General features: G+C 62.7%; 16 protein-coding genes. 8 read left to right on the top strand and 8 right to left on the bottom strand.

Going from position 1 to position 16,716, the window contains the following annotated elements; genetic code table 11:
* Nucleotides 1-6: 6 nt before the first annotated feature.
* Nucleotides 7-438, top strand: a complete 432-nt coding sequence (locus tag ACN0YJ_RS06895; protein ID WP_417495732.1) for a GNAT family N-acetyltransferase — start codon at nt 7-9, stop codon at nt 436-438.
* Nucleotides 414-1,175 carry a TlyA family RNA methyltransferase gene (locus ACN0YJ_RS06890; protein WP_417495731.1) on the top strand — a complete coding sequence of 254 codons (762 nt, stop codon included), beginning with the start codon at nt 414-416 and terminating at the stop codon, nt 1,173-1,175. The genes ACN0YJ_RS06895 and ACN0YJ_RS06890 overlap by 25 nt, the downstream gene beginning before the upstream one ends.
* Nucleotides 1,176-1,194: 19 nt before the next feature.
* Here the strand turns inward: ACN0YJ_RS06890 and ACN0YJ_RS06885 are convergent, their stop codons facing one another.
* The 4 genes from ACN0YJ_RS06885 to ACN0YJ_RS06870 all read right to left on the bottom strand — a co-directional run bounded on the left by ACN0YJ_RS06885 (nt 1,195) and on the right by ACN0YJ_RS06870 (nt 5,254).
* Entirely contained in the window at nt 1,195-1,896 is a 702-nt protein-coding gene (locus ACN0YJ_RS06885) for a hypothetical protein (RefSeq protein WP_417489763.1), read from the bottom strand.
* A gap of 190 nt (nt 1,897-2,086) precedes the next feature.
* Nucleotides 2,087-3,088, bottom strand: coding sequence for a hypothetical protein (locus ACN0YJ_RS06880; protein ID WP_417495730.1), 1,002 nt, complete (start codon nt 3,086-3,088; stop codon nt 2,087-2,089).
* Between the two features lie 520 nt (nt 3,089-3,608).
* Complete coding sequence (aroC, locus tag ACN0YJ_RS06875) at nt 3,609-4,700, bottom strand: chorismate synthase (RefSeq protein ID WP_417495729.1); 1,092 nt, start codon at nt 4,698-4,700, stop codon at nt 3,609-3,611.
* A gap of 47 nt (nt 4,701-4,747) precedes the next feature.
* Nucleotides 4,748-5,254 carry a hypothetical protein gene (locus tag ACN0YJ_RS06870; RefSeq protein ID WP_417495728.1) on the bottom strand — a complete coding sequence of 169 codons (507 nt, stop codon included), beginning with the start codon at nt 5,252-5,254 and terminating at the stop codon, nt 4,748-4,750.
* 88 nt (nt 5,255-5,342) lie between these two features.
* Between ACN0YJ_RS06870 and pdxH the strand changes: the two genes are divergently transcribed.
* Together pdxH and ACN0YJ_RS06860 are read left to right on the top strand one after the other, a co-directional pair.
* Nucleotides 5,343-6,011 carry a pyridoxamine 5'-phosphate oxidase gene (gene pdxH / locus ACN0YJ_RS06865; protein WP_417495727.1) on the top strand — a complete coding sequence of 223 codons (669 nt, stop codon included), beginning with the start codon at nt 5,343-5,345 and terminating at the stop codon, nt 6,009-6,011.
* Nucleotides 6,012-6,036: 25 nt separating this feature from the next.
* On the top strand, nt 6,037-6,843 hold the full coding sequence (locus tag ACN0YJ_RS06860) for a DUF1499 domain-containing protein (protein WP_417495726.1): 807 nt from the start codon (nt 6,037-6,039) through the stop codon (nt 6,841-6,843).
* Here ACN0YJ_RS06860 and ACN0YJ_RS06855 read toward each other — a convergent pair.
* Nucleotides 6,834-7,742: an MBL fold metallo-hydrolase gene (locus tag ACN0YJ_RS06855; protein WP_417477452.1), complete on the bottom strand. Its 909-nt coding sequence runs from the start codon at nt 7,740-7,742 to the stop codon at nt 6,834-6,836. The genes ACN0YJ_RS06860 and ACN0YJ_RS06855 overlap by 10 nt on opposite strands.
* On the bottom strand, nt 7,739-8,683 hold the full coding sequence (locus ACN0YJ_RS06850) for a hypothetical protein (RefSeq protein ID WP_417495725.1): 945 nt from the start codon (nt 8,681-8,683) through the stop codon (nt 7,739-7,741). The genes ACN0YJ_RS06855 and ACN0YJ_RS06850 overlap by 4 nt, the downstream gene beginning before the upstream one ends.
* Before the next feature lie 365 nt (nt 8,684-9,048).
* Between ACN0YJ_RS06850 and ACN0YJ_RS06845 the strand changes: the two genes are divergently transcribed.
* The gene (locus ACN0YJ_RS06845; RefSeq protein ID WP_417477450.1) at nt 9,049-9,981 is read left to right on the top strand and encodes an ABC transporter permease; all 933 of its coding nucleotides are present in this window, start codon (nt 9,049-9,051) and stop codon (nt 9,979-9,981) included.
* A complete protein-coding gene (locus tag ACN0YJ_RS06840; RefSeq protein WP_417477449.1) occupies nt 9,981-10,889 on the top strand; it encodes an ABC transporter permease subunit in 909 nt (302 codons plus the stop codon). The genes ACN0YJ_RS06845 and ACN0YJ_RS06840 overlap by 1 nt, the downstream gene beginning before the upstream one ends.
* A 115-nt stretch (nt 10,890-11,004) precedes the next feature.
* Here the strand turns inward: ACN0YJ_RS06840 and ACN0YJ_RS06835 are convergent, their stop codons facing one another.
* Nucleotides 11,005-11,613 carry a hypothetical protein gene (locus ACN0YJ_RS06835; protein ID WP_417495724.1) on the bottom strand — a complete coding sequence of 203 codons (609 nt, stop codon included), beginning with the start codon at nt 11,611-11,613 and terminating at the stop codon, nt 11,005-11,007.
* A gap of 131 nt (nt 11,614-11,744) precedes the next feature.
* Here ACN0YJ_RS06835 and ACN0YJ_RS06830 point away from each other — a divergent pair, with 131 nt between their 5' ends.
* Both ACN0YJ_RS06830 and ACN0YJ_RS06825 read left to right on the top strand, forming a co-directional pair.
* Nucleotides 11,745-13,379 (top strand): peptide ABC transporter substrate-binding protein, encoded by a 1,635-nt coding sequence (locus ACN0YJ_RS06830; RefSeq protein WP_417489770.1) that lies wholly within the window; start codon nt 11,745-11,747, stop codon nt 13,377-13,379.
* 71 nt (nt 13,380-13,450) lie between these two features.
* On the top strand, nt 13,451-14,689 hold the full coding sequence (locus ACN0YJ_RS06825) for a DUF3667 domain-containing protein (protein ID WP_417495723.1): 1,239 nt from the start codon (nt 13,451-13,453) through the stop codon (nt 14,687-14,689).
* A 68-nt stretch (nt 14,690-14,757) separates the two neighbouring features.
* Here ACN0YJ_RS06825 and sppA read toward each other — a convergent pair whose 3' ends face one another.
* Nucleotides 14,758-16,542, bottom strand: coding sequence for a signal peptide peptidase SppA (gene sppA / locus ACN0YJ_RS06820; RefSeq protein ID WP_417495722.1), 1,785 nt, complete (start codon nt 16,540-16,542; stop codon nt 14,758-14,760).
* Between the last annotated feature and the right edge of the window lie 174 nt (nt 16,543-16,716).

Here is a 16,716-nt window from a genome sequence, read left to right as displayed (position 1 = left end):
GGGCAGATGCCGCCGGAAATGCTGAGTGGCGACGGCGTTTCGATCCGGCTCTCCGGGTATCTCGAGCCGTGTGCTCCGACCCATGTTCCCACCCTGCGATACGCTATCGAGACGGCGGGGCAAACCGTTGGCGAGCTTCGGATCCGCTTGGGTGAGAGCGAAGACCTCAAACGCTATTTCGGCCAGATCGGCTATGAGGTTTACCCGGCGTTTCGCCGCCGCGGCCATGCCGGCACGGCATGCCGGCTCGCGCTGGAGGTCATGCGGAATCTCGGATATGGGGAGGCCTGGATCACCTGCAATCCGGAAAATCTTGCCTCGCGGCGTGTCTGTGGCCGGGTCTCCGCCGAGTTGGTCGAAACCGTCGATATACCCGTGGATCATGTGATGTATGAGCATGGTATCCGGCAAAAATGCCGCTATCGGGTCGTGTTGTGATGCGCGCCGATCTCTACCTGGTTCATCATGGCCTGATCGAGACTCGCGCCAAGGCGCAGGAGGCGATTGCCGCCGGCATGGTTAGCGTCGGCGGGCAGGTGGTCACCAAGGCGTCACAAAAAATCGCCGAGGGCGCCATCGTGCAGGCCCGTCCGGCTCATCCCTATGTCTCGAGGGCAGCGCTCAAGCTTGTCGCCGGTCTGGACCGCTTCGCGATCGACCCGGCCGGGCGCATTTGCCTTGATGTCGGATCATCGACTGGCGGTTTTACCGAGGTTCTGCTCGAGCGCGGTGCCGCGCGGGTCCACGCCGTCGATGTCGGGCATGGCCAGCTTCACCCCAGCTTGCGCTGCGATCCCCGGGTCGTCTCAATGGAAGGGGTGGATGCGAGAAGGCTGACTGCGGCGGCGTTTGCCGAACCGCCTTCGCTGATCGTCTGCGATGCCAGCTTCATTTCCTTGCTGAAAGTAATCCCCAGACCAATGTCCCTGGCCGCGAACCAGGCCGATCTGATCGCATTGATCAAACCCCAGTTCGAAGTTGGCAGGGCCGCGATCGGGCGCGGGGGGCTGGTGAAAAGTGCGAAAGAGCGCGCCCGCGCTGTCGCGGAGGTTCGTGCCGAGCTGGACGGTCTCGAGGGCTTTCGCGTGCGCGATGTCATCGAAAGTCCGGTCAAGGGTGGGGACGGCAATCAGGAATACCTGATTGCCGCCCGCCGGAATGTTGACCCGGCTTGATCGCGAAGCGGGTCGCCGCTTATTGGGTATAGGTGTCGTAGGGGCGCCAGATGTCGTCATTCCCCTGGCACATATAGACTTGGTCAACGGTCGCCTGGCCGTACTCGTCCATGCGGCGGGTCGAGGTCCACTGACAATTCCAGTCCTGGGCGCCGGTATTGTAGATGCGCGCATCCTGGCTGGCCTGGGCGCCTCCGATCAACTGGGTCGATGAGTAGGAATCATAGCCGTCGACATAACCATAATCGGTGCCGTCATCGCGATAGCCTTGCGTGGGATAGCCGCGATAACCCTGATCCTGGTAGGAATTATCGGCGTAGCCGGGCTTGCCCGGGTAGGCCTCATAATCGTTATAGCTTTGGGTGTAGCCACTGGGGCGGCATGGATCACCGCCGCCGGCAATCCCGGCTCCGATCAGGGCACCAACACCGGCGCCGGCGATCGTGCCAACTTCCTCGGCATTGCCGCGGTCATTGCGGTGATGCCGGCCGCGATAGGGCGTGTGGTGTCTGCGGCCGCCGCGGCGGTATTCACGTTGATTATTGGAGTCATCAGCCAGTTCATTGCCGATGACGGCACCAAGGATCCCGCCAATGATCGCGCCGGCGACCTGCCGGCCCTGACGGTCGGATTCGCAATTGCCATAAGCCTGCGCCGAGGCAGTGGGCGCCACGACAGCGAAGGCTGTGGCGGCGAGCAGGGCGGTTGTCAGCAGTTTCATGTCGGTCTCCTGGCGTGGGCAGGTCATGTCTGACCCGACTTTCACCGACACCATAATGCCGGAGCGATGAGCCGAGGATGAACAGTCTGCCCTGATGACAAAGGCTAGTACCGGAAGCCCTGGCGCGGCAAGCAAAAAGAGGGGCCGGTCCTTGCCGGTCCGGCCCCTGTCTGATCAGCGCTGCAGCTGATTATTGCTGCCGGGCGACTTCCCAGTCGCCATAGGCATCACGGCACATCCGGACCTGGTCATAGCTGAACGTCCCGTCCGGCATGTAGATCTCGGCATCGCCCCAGCGACATTCTGCATTGGCATAGGTGTAGCTGTCGCGGATCACGATACTGCCGCGCACGCCGGAATAGGGATTGCCCCAATAATAGGGTTGCCCGTTCTCGAAGGCGTAATTCATCGCGTATTGATACTGGACCTTGTCGCAATCATCGAGCTGGCTGACGGCGCTGCCGAGCACGGCACCAAAGCCGGCGCCGAGCAGGATTCCGGCCCCGACATTATCGCCATCGGCTGCAGCACCGCCAATGATCGCGCCGAGAATGGCGCCGACTGCCGTGCCATTGCCATTGCGTTCATAGTGGCAAGCCCGGTCGTAATAGGCGAATTGGCGGGTGTTGTAGCCATGGTCATAATAGCGCGAATTATACCGCCAACGGGTCGACGGACCGTAATGGCCGTAATAGCGCGAATTGTTCCAGCCAGCATTCAGATGACGTACCCAGCGAATGTCGCTGCGGTGGTCGGAGCGGTAGAAGGAGTGGCGCCGTTGGGCGTATTCCTGACGGCGGCGATCAACGCGATAGCCGGCCCGGCGGGCGGGCGGGCGGTAGTCGTGTGAGCCGGGGCGGGTGGTCCCGGTTCTCGGTCCACGCGGGTTATAGGCGCCATCGCGACCCGGCCGGGTGCCGGGTCGAGTCGTGCCGGGTCGCGGTCCGCGTGGATTATAGGCACCATCGCGTCCCGGGCGTGAGCCGGGACCGGTGGACCCTGATCTTGGTCCGCGCGGGTTGAGCGCCCCGTCGCGGCCAGGCTGAGTGCCGGGGCGATATGTTCCGGAACCGGGCGTGCGTGGACCACGACCACTACTACCGGGATGGGAATCGGAACGGCCGGTGCGGGTGCCCCGTCCGCCGCTGCCCTGGACCGGCGCCGGCTGCAGGCGAGGATCGGCACGGTCCATGACGGGCGCACCGCGCCCGGGTGTGCGATCTCCGCGGTTGCTGCGAGGAGCCGGGCGATCCGCCCGACGGTCCTGGACGCGGTCGCCGCGTGGTGAACTCCGGTCCGAGCGGCTCGCGGGTGGACGGGCCTCGCCGCGACTATTGTCCGGCCGGTTCGGCGTCGCGGCCGGCTGGCCGCCGCGGTCCCGCGAGGAGGAGCGTGATGCGTTTGAGCGGCGCTCGGCTTGCTGATTGCCGCGATTGCGGCTTTCGGCACGCGTCCGCCGCGGGTTTTGTTCTTCCGACGAAACAGATCGGCCCGACCCATTGCGTTCTTGTCGACTTTGCGCCTCGGCGGCATCCGTGAATGCGAGGCCAGGCAGAAAGATCAGCGCGACCGCTGTGGCAGTGAGCAGGCTGAATTTGGTCATCGTTGGAAGCTCCTTCATGACGGCGTTCCGGGAATCCTCGCCCCAGTTTGCAGAAAGCTTAACCAAATCTTGATGAGCCGGGGATGAACGCGCCCTTCATCTTCGTGAGTCAGAAGGCGGATTGACCGGCATGGCGCAATTTCTGGTCGGCCAGGACGATCGCCGCCATGGCTTCACCGACGGGAACGGCGCGGATGCCGACACAAGGATCGTGGCGTCCACGGGTTTCGATCACGGTCTCGTCGAAATCGCGGTCGAGCGTGCGCCGTTCGATGCGGATCGAGGATGTCGGTTTGACGGCAAAGCGGACCACAAGGTCCTGGCCGGTTGAAATGCCGCCGAGCACGCCGCCATTGTGGTTGGACAGGAAGATTGGGCCGTCCTCGCCCATTCGCATTTCGTCGGCCGCTTCTTCACCGCGCATCGTGGCGGATGCGAAGCCGGCACCGATCTCGACACCCTTGACGGCATTGATCGTCATCATGGCGGCGGCCATTTCGCTGTCCAGCTTGGCATAGACCGGCGCCCCCCATCCAGCCGGCAGGCCGGAAATGACGACTTCGACAATGGCGCCCGTCGATGAACCGTCGGCACGCAATGCGTCCATATCGGCTGCCCAAAGCCCGGCCGTAGCGGCGTCGGGACAGAAAAACGGATTATTGGACACTTCATCCCAGTCCCAGCGCGCGCGGTCGATCTGCCGCGCGCCGACCTGGACCAGGGCGGCGCGGATGGAGATCCCGTCGCCCAGCACCTTGCGGGCAACCCCGCCGGCCGCCACACGCGAAGCGGTTTCACGTGCCGAGGACCGGCCGCCGCCGCGGTAATCGCGGACGCCATATTTCATGTCATAGGCATAATCAGCGTGACCCGGCCGCCATTTGTCGCGGATATCGCCATAATCCTTCGAGCGCGCGTCCTGGTTTTCGATCATCAGGCTGATCGGCGTGCCGGTGGTGACCGGTCCGCCGGTACGGTCGTCGCTGAATGTGCCCGAGAGGATACGCACCTGGTCGGGTTCCTGGCGCGGGGTGACATGGCGCGATGTGCCCGGCCGGCGCAGATCGAGCCAGGGCTGGAGATCGGCTTCGCTGAGCGGTATCCCGGCCGGGCAGCCATCGATGACCGCACCGATGGCCGGTCCGTGGCTCTCACCCCAGGTGGTGACCCTGAATAAATGTCCGAAAGTGTTGTGTGACATAGCCGATCCACGCTTTTTTCAGAGCATAGTCGGCGAAAGGCCCGGCGTCACGCGGCCGACTGTGCCTTGCGAATCCAGCGCGCGAAGCGGGCATTGGCAGACGGGCGCGAAAACGCCTCGATGAAATCATCGAGTGGCTCGAATTCGGCCGGCCCGGCGGTCCGCACCGCACCGGGGGGCAGGGCGATAACGCGGACCTGGACGCTGATATCCGGTTCGCCGACCGCTTGCAGCAAGCTGCCGTCGGTGATGCCGGCGGGAATGCGTACGATAATCGTCCGCTCCCCGGATCGCATGGACCGGGTCAGACCGCGCCGGGCCTGGTCGCTATTGATCTCGACCTCCATGCAGGCGGGCAGATGCTTTTCGAGATATCGGATCGCCTCGACGATGGCGGCCAGCCTGGACAGGGCGTCCGGGCTGGGCTCGGTGGTGTCGGGGTGGAGTGTTTTGACTTCCTCGCGGAACTTGCGCTTGGCTGCGATCAGCCCGGCGCCCGGCTTGAGGCCGAACGCAGCATAGGCTGCAGCAAGGGTCAGAACGCGCGATGTCATCCCGCTTCGATAACGCAAGAAGATTCCTGAAAGGTTGACGCCGCCTGCGACGGGCGTAGGAAAGCACCTTCCCGTTGGAGATCGTGCCATGAGCGACAAGAGTTTGATCCCGCCCAGTCCGGATGCAGCCGCCTATGCCCGGACCAATGAGGCCAATGCCGTCGAGATCTTCGATCGCGACGAGCCGCTGGATCTCTTCGCCGAGTGGCTGGTCGATGCGAAGAAGAAAGAATTGAACGACCCCAATGCGATGGCGCTGGCAACGGTCGATGCGGATGGGTTTCCCGATGTCCGGATGGTGCTTTTGAAGGATGTCGATCAGGGCGGTTTTGTCTTCTACACCAATCTGGGCAGCGCCAAGGGCCAGCAATTGGCGGCCCATTCCGGCGCCGCGCTGTGCTTTCACTGGAAGTCGCTGCGCCGCCAGGTGCGCGTGCGTGGTGCGGTCGAACCGGTCGATGCGGCCGAGGCCGATGCCTATTTCGCCTCCCGGGCCCGCGACAGCCGGATTGGCGCCTGGGCCTCGACCCAGTCGCGGCAGCTCGAGAGCCGTTTCGCGCTTGAGAAGGCCGTCGCCCGTGAGGCTGCCCGTTTCGGTCTCGGCGAAGTGCCCAGACCGGACCATTGGTCGGGCTTTCGCTTGCGACCGACGGCCATTGAATTCTGGCGCGACCGGCCGTTCCGGTTGCATGATCGTCTGGTCTTCACACGGGCCGGTTTGACCTCGCCCTGGGCGACCACCCGGTTGTATCCTTGAGAACCGGCAGCAAGGGAGGGGTGGCGTGGCACGCTTAATCGAAATTCTGCGGATGACGATCGATATCGCCGTCGCGCTGTGCGCGGTGCTGATTTTGGTGACCCCGCTCTGGTTCGGGCTCGCGGCATTCGGCACCAAGTGGGAATTCTGGAGCTGGCAGACCGGGTTGAACAGCATGACCCATGTCTGGGGGCTGCGCCTTCTGCTCATGGGTCTGGTGGCCGGTGTGCTCACGCTGGGCGTGCTCATCCTGTATCGTCTGCTGGCCCGACAGGGGCATGGCAACTGGCTCAGCGCCATTGCCATAACGCTGATCGCCGCGGCCGGGCTGACATGGGCCATTCAGGTCGAGGCGAGCAAATCCGCCGGACCGGCTGTGCTGGATGTCACGACGGATGTTCTGGATCCGCCGCATTTTTCGGCGGGCTTCACCGCGCGCCGCTCCGGCCTGGATGCCAGCCTAGACTATGACGGCAAGACCGCCGCTGACGGGCAAACCCTGCCGGCGCTACAGGCTGGCCGCTATCCTGCGATCAGCACGCTGCGTCTCGATGACCCTGCGCCGACCGCCTTCGCGCGGGCGCTTGAGTTGGCGCGCGAGTCAGGATGGCGGGTCAGTACCGCTTCGGCAGAGGCGGGGATGTTCGAGGCGGGTGCCGAAAGCCTGTGGTACGGGTTTCGCGACGATATTGTCGTGCGGGTCCGCGCTGGCGAGGCCGGTGGCAGCCTGGTCGATATCCGCTCTGTCGCTCGCCAGCCGGTCCATGACCTGGGGCGCAATGCCGACCGGGTGGAGGCCTTCCTGGAGGCACTTGGCGGGGCTCAGCCCTGAGGGCTTAACCGGAACAGATTGGTCAAGCTGGGTTCGCCGTCGCTTTCGATATTTCCGGTCTCGATCAGGTGGATCATGTGGGCGAGTACGGAATGCGCGGCTGCCGGGTGAAGGCGCTTGTCGACATGCTGGTAAATTGCTGCAACGAGCCCGGGGACCGATTGCGGCCCTGCTGCAAGCTCATTGATGATCTGCTGTTCCCGTTTCAGACGGTGATCGATATAGGCCTGGACGAAGTCGGCCGGGTTTTCGACCGCCGGGCCATGGGTTGGCCAGAGGCGTGTGAAATTGCGGTCCCGCACGCGCGCGAGCTCTCTGAGATAATCACCCATATGCCCGTCGGGCGGACTGATCACACTGGTTGACCAGGCCATGACATGGTCGCCGCTGAACAGGACATTCTCTTCCTTGAGTGCGTAGCAGACATGGTTGGACGTGTGGCCGGGCGTGTGCAGGGCTTCTATCGTCCAGCCTGGGCCGGTGAATGCCTGGCCGTCGGAAATCTCGATATCGGGCGTGAAACCGACATCATCGCCGGCTTCCAGGCGCACTTCACCGCCGGCGGGAAGCGCGTTCTGGGCCCCGAAGCCATAAACCTGACAGCCATGTTTCGCCGCCAGCGGGTGGGCCAGCGGGGAGTGGTCGAGATGATGATGGGTCACAAAGACATGGCTGACGTGCTCGCCGGCCAATGCCGCGTCCAGCGACGCCTCATGGACCGGGTCAAATGGACCGGGATCGATCACCGCGACCTCGCCATGCCCGATGATGTAGACGCCGGTTCCGGTATAGGTGAAGGGGCCGGGATTGGGCGCGGTGACGCGGCGGATCAAGGGCGAGAGCGTCTCGCAGACGCCGTATTCGACATCAGGTTTTTGGAGAAACGGTATCTGCGTCATGGCTGGCTTGATGGCTCCAGGGCGGGGGCCGGGCGCAGGAATTCCAGAAAGGCAGCGGCCAGCCGTTGGGTGACCCGTATCTTGTCATCCATCTTCATGGCAATCGGCGGGCCCATATCTGTCTTGTTGACGTCGACCACGTAGAGCCGGCCATCCGCCTTGTCGCGCAATACATCCAGCCCACCCCAGTCGAGCTGCATGGCGCGCGCAAACTCGGCCAGGCTGGCTTGCTCTGCGGCGCTCAGCACAGTGTGGGTTTCAACGACTTCCACGCTTTCATTCGAGTTTGCGAACCGCTCGCTCAGCCGCCGGCGCTTGAGGATGACGAGCGGGATCTTGCCGCCGACAGTGGGGCAGCGCAGGTCTTCGACGCGCTCCCCGGCGATCGAATTGTCGATCACCCGCTGATAGACATAGCCGGCCTCGGCCGCGCACGGCCCCTGGACGATGCAGCCGTCATGGGCGCCATTCGCCTCGGACTTGCGGACCAGGCGACCGGTGAACCGGGCGGGATCTACATTCAGGGCATAACCGAAACATTGCTCGAACACTGCGCCGACATGGCTTTTGGCGATGCTCTGGCAATGGCGATTGATGGCGCGCGGGCCGGAGGGCCAGTCGAGCGCGCCGCAGGTCGTGGAATCGTCAAAATAGAAGACCGCATCGGCATCGCAGGGGCTTTTTGCGATTCGTGCCCCGGCAACGTGCAGGACGGACCAGATGAGATACCAGGGGCGTGGCCGGTCAGGGGCGAACCAGATTCTTGGCCCAGAACGGGACGAGCGGCGCAGGCGCCAGCCCTCGACGACAAGATAGAAGGGAAACCAGGACAGGACTTCGCCGATCAAACCCGGTTCGAGGCGCAAGCGTGCTCCGGTCTTCTTGACCGTGACCATGCCGTCCTGGAACTCGAAATCTCGCCACCAAAGCACGCCCTGCATAGCTATGGCCTTTCCGGTTCACATGCGGCGCATTCTAGGCGCGCCGGGAACACACGCAAATCACGCTCGTTCACAGTCGGCGCGAAAATTGCGTGACCAAGATCTTGGTTTGAGTTCGAGGCAGGGAATTTGGACGTGGCCCGGTTTCTAGGCAAGCGCCTTGTGCGCATCGGATGGATGTTGCTCCTGCTTGCAGCGGCCCAGCTTGCTGGTGCATTGATGGAGCCCAAGCTACAAACGTCGCAAACTGCAGCTGTTCCGCCCTTGTCCGTCGAGGATGCTGCGGTGCAGCGACATAGGCTTCATTGACATCGCGCCTGCCAGCCTGAAACTGCGGCAAAACTCAGATTGAGCACTATATCAGAATGTTTGGTTTTATCTTTAGGCGAGTTCTGATCGCCATTCCCACGATTCTCGTGATCATCGCGGTCGCGTTTTTCATGATGCATGCCGCGCCTGGCGGGCCGTTCGACCTCGAGCGCCCGATGCCTGACGAGACGCGGCAACTCCTCATGGCCCGTTATGGCATGGACCAGCCGGTCTGGAAGCAATATCTCGACTACATGGTGAATCTGTTCCAGGGCGATCTGGGACCGTCACTGAAAGTCCGGGACAAGGATGTCGCCGAAATCATCTCCCAAGGCTTTCCGGTCAGCGCGACAATCGGGATTTGCTCGATGATCCTCGCTGTAGTCTTCGGGTCTTTCCTCGGTTCGGTCGCGGCTCTGCGTCAGAATACCAGCGGTGATTTCGCGGTCATGACCTTCGCCATGGTCGGGATCAGCATTCCCCCTTTCGTGATGGGCCCGATCCTGGCTCTCTTCTTCGGCCTGTATCTCGGCTGGCTTCCGACCGGCGGGCTCGATCCGCGGCTCGGCATGACGCCGGACCGGCTGATCCTGCCTGTTGTCACGCTTGCCCTGCCGCAGATTGCGATCATCGCCCGGCTGATGCGGGCGAGCATGATCGAGGTTTTGCGCTCCAACTATATCCGGACAGCACGCGCCAAGGGGCTTTCGCCCTCCACGGTGATTGTCCGCCACGCCCTGCGGTCGGCGATCCTGCCGCTGGTCAGCTATCTCGGGCCGGCATCTGCCGCGCTGATTTCCGGTTCGCTGGTGATCGAAGTCGTGTTCCAATTGCCCGGCATCGGCAAGCATTTCATCGATGCGGCCCTGCAGCGTGACTACACATTGGTGATGGGTGTCGTGATTATTTACGCCAGCCTCATCATCGTCCTCAATCTGATCGCGGACCTGCTTTATGGCGTCCTCAATCCGAAGGTGAAGTACGAATAATGAACACGCTCGCAACACCCGGTGAAAAGGCTGAACTGATGGAAACGGCGGCGGTCCGAGGCCGTTCGCTGTGGGAAGATGCCCGTGGGCGCCTGATGCGCAACAAGGCTGCCGTCGTCAGCATCATCGTTCTTGGGACGCTTGTCGTGTTGGCCGTGCTTGGTCAGCTTGGCGTCTGGGTCCATGACTACGACACCATCTATCGCGAAGAAGTCTGGATCCCGCCGACCTTTGAAAACTGGCACTTGTTCGGCACGGATGCGCAGGGGCGTGACATGGTCGCGCGGACCCTTGTGGGGCTTGGGGTCTCACTCATGGTCGGTATCGTCGCCACCATCGTCTCGCTGGTGATCGGTGTGACCTGGGGCGCGACGGCCGGTTTTGTCGGCGGCCGGGTCGATCAGGCGATGATGCGCTTCGTCGACATCCTCTATTCCCTGCCTTTCATCTTCTTCGTCATTATTCTGATGGTGGTTTTCGGGCGCAATATCATCCTTATTTTCGTCGCCATCGGCGCCGTCGAATGGCTGACCATGGCGCGGATCGTGCGCGGCCAGACCATTGCGTTGAAGCGGATGGAGTTCGTCGAGGCCGCTGAGGCCGCCGGCGTATCACAATGGATGATCATCCAGCGCCACATCATCCCGAACGTGCTTGGCCCGGTCGTCGTCTATGTGACCTTGATGATCCCGGTCGTGATCCTGGCGGAAAGCTTTTTGAGCTTTCTCGGACTCGGCGTTCAGGAGCCCCTGACATCGCTCGGGCGGCTGATCTCCGCCGGTGCCCAGGACATGGAAGTGGCGCCCTGGACCCTGATCGTGCCGGCGGTGACCATGATGGTGACCCTGTTCTGCCTCAACTTCATCGGCGACGGCCTGCGCGACGCGATTGATCCCAAGGATCGTTGATCGGCCGGGGCGGCATGCCCGGGAGGTCGAATTCAGCCGAATATGGAAAAGGGCCGCCCGATCGGGCGGCCCTTTTTATTGGCGGGGTGTTCCGCTGACCGGCAGGCGTGCCGCCCTATTGCGTCCGGCGTGCCCGGAACCAGCGGCCATTATCGCCAAGGCGCATCATGTAGGAATCCAGCGCTGCACTGCGAATGCTGGCGCCGTCACCGGCATTGATGCTGCGGGCGATATGGGTCGAATCCGAATCCAGCTGTTGCCAGACCTGGCCATTGACGAGCGTCACGACGACCCGGCGGGATCGATTGAAACGGATGCTGGCCACTGCGAGATTGTCGATCCGGTCGATCTGGCCATTGGAATCGCGTGAAACGGCGCGATCGCTTGACGATGTCGTGCTCGCATCAGCCGCTGCCAGATCGCTGGCACTGCCGCGAGGCAGGCCCAGTCGTGGCAGGGAGGGCAGGCTGAGGCCGGGAATGCGCAGGCCGAAGGTGGCCTCTTCCGCGGCCTCGACATCGCCCCGGTTGAGGGCGATGATGCTGCCGGATTCCGTGTCGCTGTGCAGCGCTGCGACGGCCGCATCCAGACAGGCAAGCCGGTCGAGATTATCGCTGATCGCCTCGCAGGCGAAGAGGTCGTCGAGGGGCGCAGCCGGTGCCTGCGCCAGCGCTGGCGCTGGCAAGGAGATGGCGGCGGCGAGAAGGAGTAATCGAGTGTTCATGTTCACACGTCTATCTAGAGGCTGAAACTGACTATGCGCGACCCATCGGCAAGTGTCGACCGGCAGATGATGTTACGCTAGATAGACCATCAGCGAATCGCTTGGATACCTTGGGAGGGGAGACCGAAATCGTGACCCGCACTAAAATACTGTTCGCCATGCTCGCGTCCGCATCAGCTCTGGCTCTGGCCAGCTGTGGTGGCGAAGGGCCTCCGCCATCCGATGAGGTGGTCATCCACCGCGGCAATAATGCCGAGCCCCTGTCGCTCGACCCGCACAAGGCAAGCGGCACCTGGGAAAACAATATTATCGGCGACATGTTCGTCGGTCTCTTCACCGAAGACCCAGAGGCACACCCGGTTCCGGGTATGGCCGAGAGCTGGGAAGTCAGCGAAGACAGCCTGACCTGGACCTTCCGCCTGCGTGAATCCTATTGGTCTGATGGCGAGCCGGTGACCGCAGGCGATTTCGTCTATGCCTGGCGCCGGATCGCTAACCCGGAAACCGGTGCGCAATATGTGTCGCTGCTCTATCCGGTCGTCGGTATGGCTGCGGTCAGCCGCGGCGAGGCGCCGCCGGAGGCGATTGGCGTCGTGGCGGTCGATGACCGGACGCTGGAAATCCACCTGGAAAATCCCGCGCCCTACCTGCCTGGCTTGCTGACCCACTACACGACGTTCCCGCTGCCACAGCACATCGTCGAGCATTTTGGTGATGAGTGGGTTCGCCCCGAGAACATCGAGGTCAACGGACCCTACAAGCTGATCGACTGGCGCACGAATAACTTCGTCCATCTCAGCCGTAACCCGTATTTCTTCGACGATGCGAATTCGTGCATTGACGAAGTGTATTACTACCCGACGGTCGACAATAGTGCGGCTGGTCGGCGGGTGCGCAATGGCGAGCTCGACCTGAATATGGAATTCCCGGGTCAGCAGATGGAATTCCTGCGCCGTGAAATTCCCGATTATGTGCGGGTCCATCCGTATATGGGCACGGTGTATTTCTCCATCAACACGACGCTGGAGCAATTCTCCGACCCGTCCGTGCGCAACGCGCTGGGCATGGCGATCGATCGGGAATTCATCGCCAACGAAATCCTGCGCGCCGGGCAATTGCCGGCCTATTCGCTCGTGCCGCCAGGCATCGACAATTATGCCGGTGGTGTGGAAGCCAGCTGGGCCGATATTCCGGTCGAGCAACGCCGTGTCACCGCACGCGATCTCCTGATCGAGGCGGGCTATGGTCCGGACAATCCATTCCGCTTTGAATATACCTATCGGGCCACTGCGGATAATCCGCGCGTCGCGCCGGTGGTGCAGAATGACTGGTCGGCGATCGCCGACTGGGTTCAGCCGGAACTGATCGTCAACGACACGCAGATTCACTATGACAATCTGCGGGCCTCTGACTTCGAGATCGCCGATGGTGGCTGGATTGCCGACTATAATGACCCGTACAACTTCCTCTTCCTGGGCGAGTTCCGTTCGGTACCGATGAATTATTCCCGGTACAATAATCCGGAGTATGACGCACTGGTCGAGCAAGCCAATCGGGAGCAGGACCTCGAAGTTCGCGGTGGCATGCTGGCCCAGGCCGAGCAGATGCTGATCGACGACATGCCGATCATCCCGCTGGTTTATTACGTCAACAAGAACCTGGTGAATCCGCGCGTTACCGGATGGGTCGATAATCTGACCGATATCCACCGTACGCGTTACCTGTGTTTTGCCGACATCGATCGCACCGAAACTGCGACCGAATAAACGCGCGCTTGTCAGATGAGGGCCTCCCGACCTAGCTTGAACCAAATTCGGGCAAGGTTGGGGGGGCTCTCATGTCAGGCGGCGACAGTATTTCAGACGCGATTATCGCCGATTCAGCGGGCGGTGAGCTGGGCGATTCGATCCACGCATCGCGCCGCAAGAAGCGGCACCGTCCTTCGGCATTCGAGCCAGCCTATCCCGCAGGCCTGTGCAGCAATTGCGGCACCACGCTGGTCGGTCCGGTCTGCCATAGCTGCGGCCAGACTGCCGAAACCTTCCATCGTCCGATCTGGGAATTATTGCTCGACGTCCTCGACGGTTTGCTCGGGCTCGAGGGACGCCTGTGGCGCACCTTGCCACCGTTGATGTTTCAACCCGGCAAGCTGACGCGGCGATACCTGTCGGGCGCCCGCGCCCGCTATGTGATGCCTTTCCGGCTGTATCTGACGGCCAGTGTTCTCTTCTTCCTGATCGTCTTTGCCTTCAACAGTTTCGACCGTAATCCCGATGCATCGCTCCTGTCCCGTGATGCCCGCGAGGCAATGGACGCGGCGGTCGCGGAGATCCCGCTGGATGAGCTCAATGACCAGCTCGCACGGCAGGGCATATCGGAGGCGCAACGCGCCGCGATTGCCGAACAGATCGCCCGCGGATCGGACGCTCTGGGGCAGCCAGGCGATGTGGAAGAGACTCCCGAGGAGCGCGCGGCCCGCGAAGCCGTCGGGCCCGACGAGCTCAAACGCGCGATTCGCGAAGCCCTGCTGCCGCCGCCGGCCGGGGAGCCGGCTGACGGTGCCACGGAGCCGGAGAGTGACCCGTCGTCCGGGGTGGGGGATGTGCAGATCAGTGGCCTGCAGGAGCTGCCGACAGAGACGCGGGAGCGTCTGGCCGACCAGGCTGATCGCATTATCGATGATGGCGGCGCGTCAGTTGTCGCGTCGATGCAGGTTTGGGCGCCCAGACTGATGTTCGGCCTGTTGCCGATCTATGCCCTCTTGCTGGCGATCACCCATTTCTACAAGCGAGGCTATTTCTTCTACGACCATCTGGTCGTCTCGCTTCACTTTCACGCCGTGCTCTTCTTCGGCTTTATCCTGGTCCTGGCCCTGGGGGCCGTGATCGGACCGGCGCCGGCCGGAGCAGGCTTTGTGCTCTGGTCGAATTATTATCTCTACCGGCTCCATCGTGTCGTCTACCGGCATGGCCGGTTTTCCTCCTTCGTGCGGACGATTTTCATGAATTTCGCCTACGGAATCATCCTCTCGATCGGCATGCTGATCCTGTTGATCATCGGTATCCTCTCGGTCTGAGGCACAAGAAAAGGGGCCTGCAGCATGTGCTGCAGGCCCCCGCTCAGTTTTCAATCCAGCGCGCGGGATCAGTTCGGCGGTTGTGCCGTGCTGCGCAGCTGCGCCTGGCCGGAGCCCAGCTGGGAGCGGGCCTCGATGGCCGCCCGGACTTCGGGCAGTTCGAGCAGCGCATTCATCCGTGCCGCCGTTTCCGCCGTTTCAGCAGACATGCCGAACAGGGCCGAGAAGGCTTCAAACGGTGTCTGCTCGCGCGGGAAGCGGACCAGGCGGACATTGCTTTCCGGCGCGAGACCCGCCAGTTCGCGGGCGACGTCGACGGCATCCCGGAAACCACCAATCTCGTCGACCAGGCCAAGGTCGAGGGCCTGGGCTCCGGTCCAGACCCGTCCGCGGGCAATTTCGAGCACGCGCTCGAGCGGCAGATCACGGCCATCGGCGACGCGCTGGGTGAAGTCCTCATAGGTGTCAGCCATCTGGGCACGGAAGGCGTCACGCTGGGTCTCCGTCCAGCTCTGCTGACCGGAATAGGCGGTGGCATATTCGCCGCCGACATAGACCGACTCCGATTGCAGGCCGACCATTTCGAACGTGCCTTCAAGTGCGACCTTGCCGCCCAGTACGCCGATCGAGCCGGTTAATGTGGTGGCATGAGCGAGGATATAGTCGGCTGGTGCAGCCAGGTAATAGCCACCCGAAGCCGCCATTGAGGCCATGGAAATAATCACCGGCTTGCCGGCTTCCTGGGCCCGCTCGATGGCATTCCAGACCTGGTCGGAGGCAATGGCCGAACCGCCGGGCGAGTCGACCCGGACGAGAATGGCGCGAACGCTGGTATCATTGGCCGCTTCGAGAATTGCGTCGGACATGCTGTCGCTGCCGATGCCGGCCCCATTGCTGAACGGGCCCTGATCCCCGCTGCCGGTGACGATGGCACCCTGGCCTTCGATCAGGGCGATGGCCGGACCATTGCTGCGCGGCGTGAGCATGGCACGATATTCCGGGATGGGCAGGAAATGTCCGCCCGAACCGGCGCGCGCGAGGGCCGCTTCGCGGGCCTCAATGACATGGCCGAGACGATCGACGAGGCCGCGATCAAGCGCTTCTTCGGCAGAATGCGGTGCTGTTTCAAACAGGCCGCGCAGGGCATCGGGAAGGATGTCACGGTCTGTGGAAATCTCGGCGATTGCCGTGTCGAAAATGGAATTCATGTAGGAGAGCGTGGCTTCACGATGCTCGTCGGTGAACCCGGTCTGGGTGTAGACATTCGCCGCATTCTTGAATTCGTGGAATTGCTCGAACTGGGGCTCGGCATTGAACTGCTCGAACATGCCGCCGAGGAAGAGAACCTCCGAAGCCAGCCCGGCCGGCGTGAAATTGGCCGTGTCCTGCAGCCAGATCTCGTCGGAGCCGGCCACCGCGAAATAGGCGGTGACGGACGTGCCTTCGAAGCCCTGCGCATGGGTGATGACGAATTTTCCGGCCGCGCGAAAATCTGCGATGGCATTGCGGACTTCTTCGGCCATCCCCGGCGACAGGCCGAACTCATTGGCGCGAATGAAGATGCCGGCGACGTCCGGGTCAGTTTCGGCGCGCTCCAGTGTGCGGACCATGTCGACGACCGAGAGCGGTTCGGCGAAGGCAAAGGGCGAGCGCGAGGGCGAGTCCAGCCGCTCGGCGCGAAGGTCCAGCTCCAGCACAGCGCCGTGGCCCGGCGTACTCGCCTCGGGGCGCGAGCCGGCCGCGGCCGAGAAGAGCATGCCTGCGATCAGGAAGGCGGCGAGCACGACGGTAAGGACCGAACCGACGACAACGCCGAATATCGAACCAAAGAATGTAATCCAGAACTGTTTCATCGAGGGGCCTTCCAAAGCGGGTACACGGTTGACCGGACCATCTGTGCAAGAAGCGGTCCTGTCCAGAGGTTTGATAAAGTACCGGGACGGGACAGATAGAAGGGATTCGCTGGGCGCCGATCCCGGCCGCGCATCCACAGGTCTGGCCGGGAGGCGCAAAACTCGTTGCTGCTG

This window comes from Maricaulis sp. (assembly GCF_048270095.1).
Taxonomy (GTDB): Bacteria; Pseudomonadota; Alphaproteobacteria; order Caulobacterales; family Maricaulaceae; genus Maricaulis.
Note: the sequence above shows the minus strand (reverse complement) of the source record. Positions and strands in the feature narration are given on the sequence as shown.

What these genes read in the sequence shown, in the direction of transcription:
- ACN0YJ_RS06895 (WP_417495732.1), top strand. Translation starts at nt 7, where the DNA reads ATGCCGCCGGAAATGCTGAGTGGCGACGGCGTTTCGATCCGGCTCTCC.
- ACN0YJ_RS06890 (WP_417495731.1), top strand. Translation starts at nt 414, where the DNA reads ATGCCGCTATCGGGTCGTGTTGTGATGCGCGCCGATCTCTACCTGGTT.
- ACN0YJ_RS06885 (WP_417489763.1), bottom strand. Translation starts at nt 1,896, where the DNA reads ATGAAACTGCTGACAACCGCCCTGCTCGCCGCCACAGCCTTCGCTGTC.
- ACN0YJ_RS06880 (WP_417495730.1), bottom strand. Translation starts at nt 3,088, where the DNA reads ATGGACCGTGCCGATCCTCGCCTGCAGCCGGCGCCGGTCCAGGGCAGC.
- aroC (WP_417495729.1), bottom strand. Translation starts at nt 4,700, where the DNA reads ATGTCACACAACACTTTCGGACATTTATTCAGGGTCACCACCTGGGGT.
- ACN0YJ_RS06870 (WP_417495728.1), bottom strand. Translation starts at nt 5,254, where the DNA reads ATGACATCGCGCGTTCTGACCCTTGCTGCAGCCTATGCTGCGTTCGGC.
- pdxH (WP_417495727.1), top strand. Translation starts at nt 5,343, where the DNA reads ATGAGCGACAAGAGTTTGATCCCGCCCAGTCCGGATGCAGCCGCCTAT.
- ACN0YJ_RS06855 (WP_417477452.1), bottom strand. Translation starts at nt 7,742, where the DNA reads ATGACGCAGATACCGTTTCTCCAAAAACCTGATGTCGAATACGGCGTC.
- ACN0YJ_RS06850 (WP_417495725.1), bottom strand. Translation starts at nt 8,683, where the DNA reads ATGCAGGGCGTGCTTTGGTGGCGAGATTTCGAGTTCCAGGACGGCATG.
- ACN0YJ_RS06845 (WP_417477450.1), top strand. Translation starts at nt 9,049, where the DNA reads ATGTTTGGTTTTATCTTTAGGCGAGTTCTGATCGCCATTCCCACGATT.
- ACN0YJ_RS06840 (WP_417477449.1), top strand. Translation starts at nt 9,981, where the DNA reads ATGAACACGCTCGCAACACCCGGTGAAAAGGCTGAACTGATGGAAACG.
- ACN0YJ_RS06835 (WP_417495724.1), bottom strand. Translation starts at nt 11,613, where the DNA reads ATGAACACTCGATTACTCCTTCTCGCCGCCGCCATCTCCTTGCCAGCG.
- ACN0YJ_RS06825 (WP_417495723.1), top strand. Translation starts at nt 13,451, where the DNA reads ATGTCAGGCGGCGACAGTATTTCAGACGCGATTATCGCCGATTCAGCG.
- sppA (WP_417495722.1), bottom strand. Translation starts at nt 16,542, where the DNA reads ATGAAACAGTTCTGGATTACATTCTTTGGTTCGATATTCGGCGTTGTC.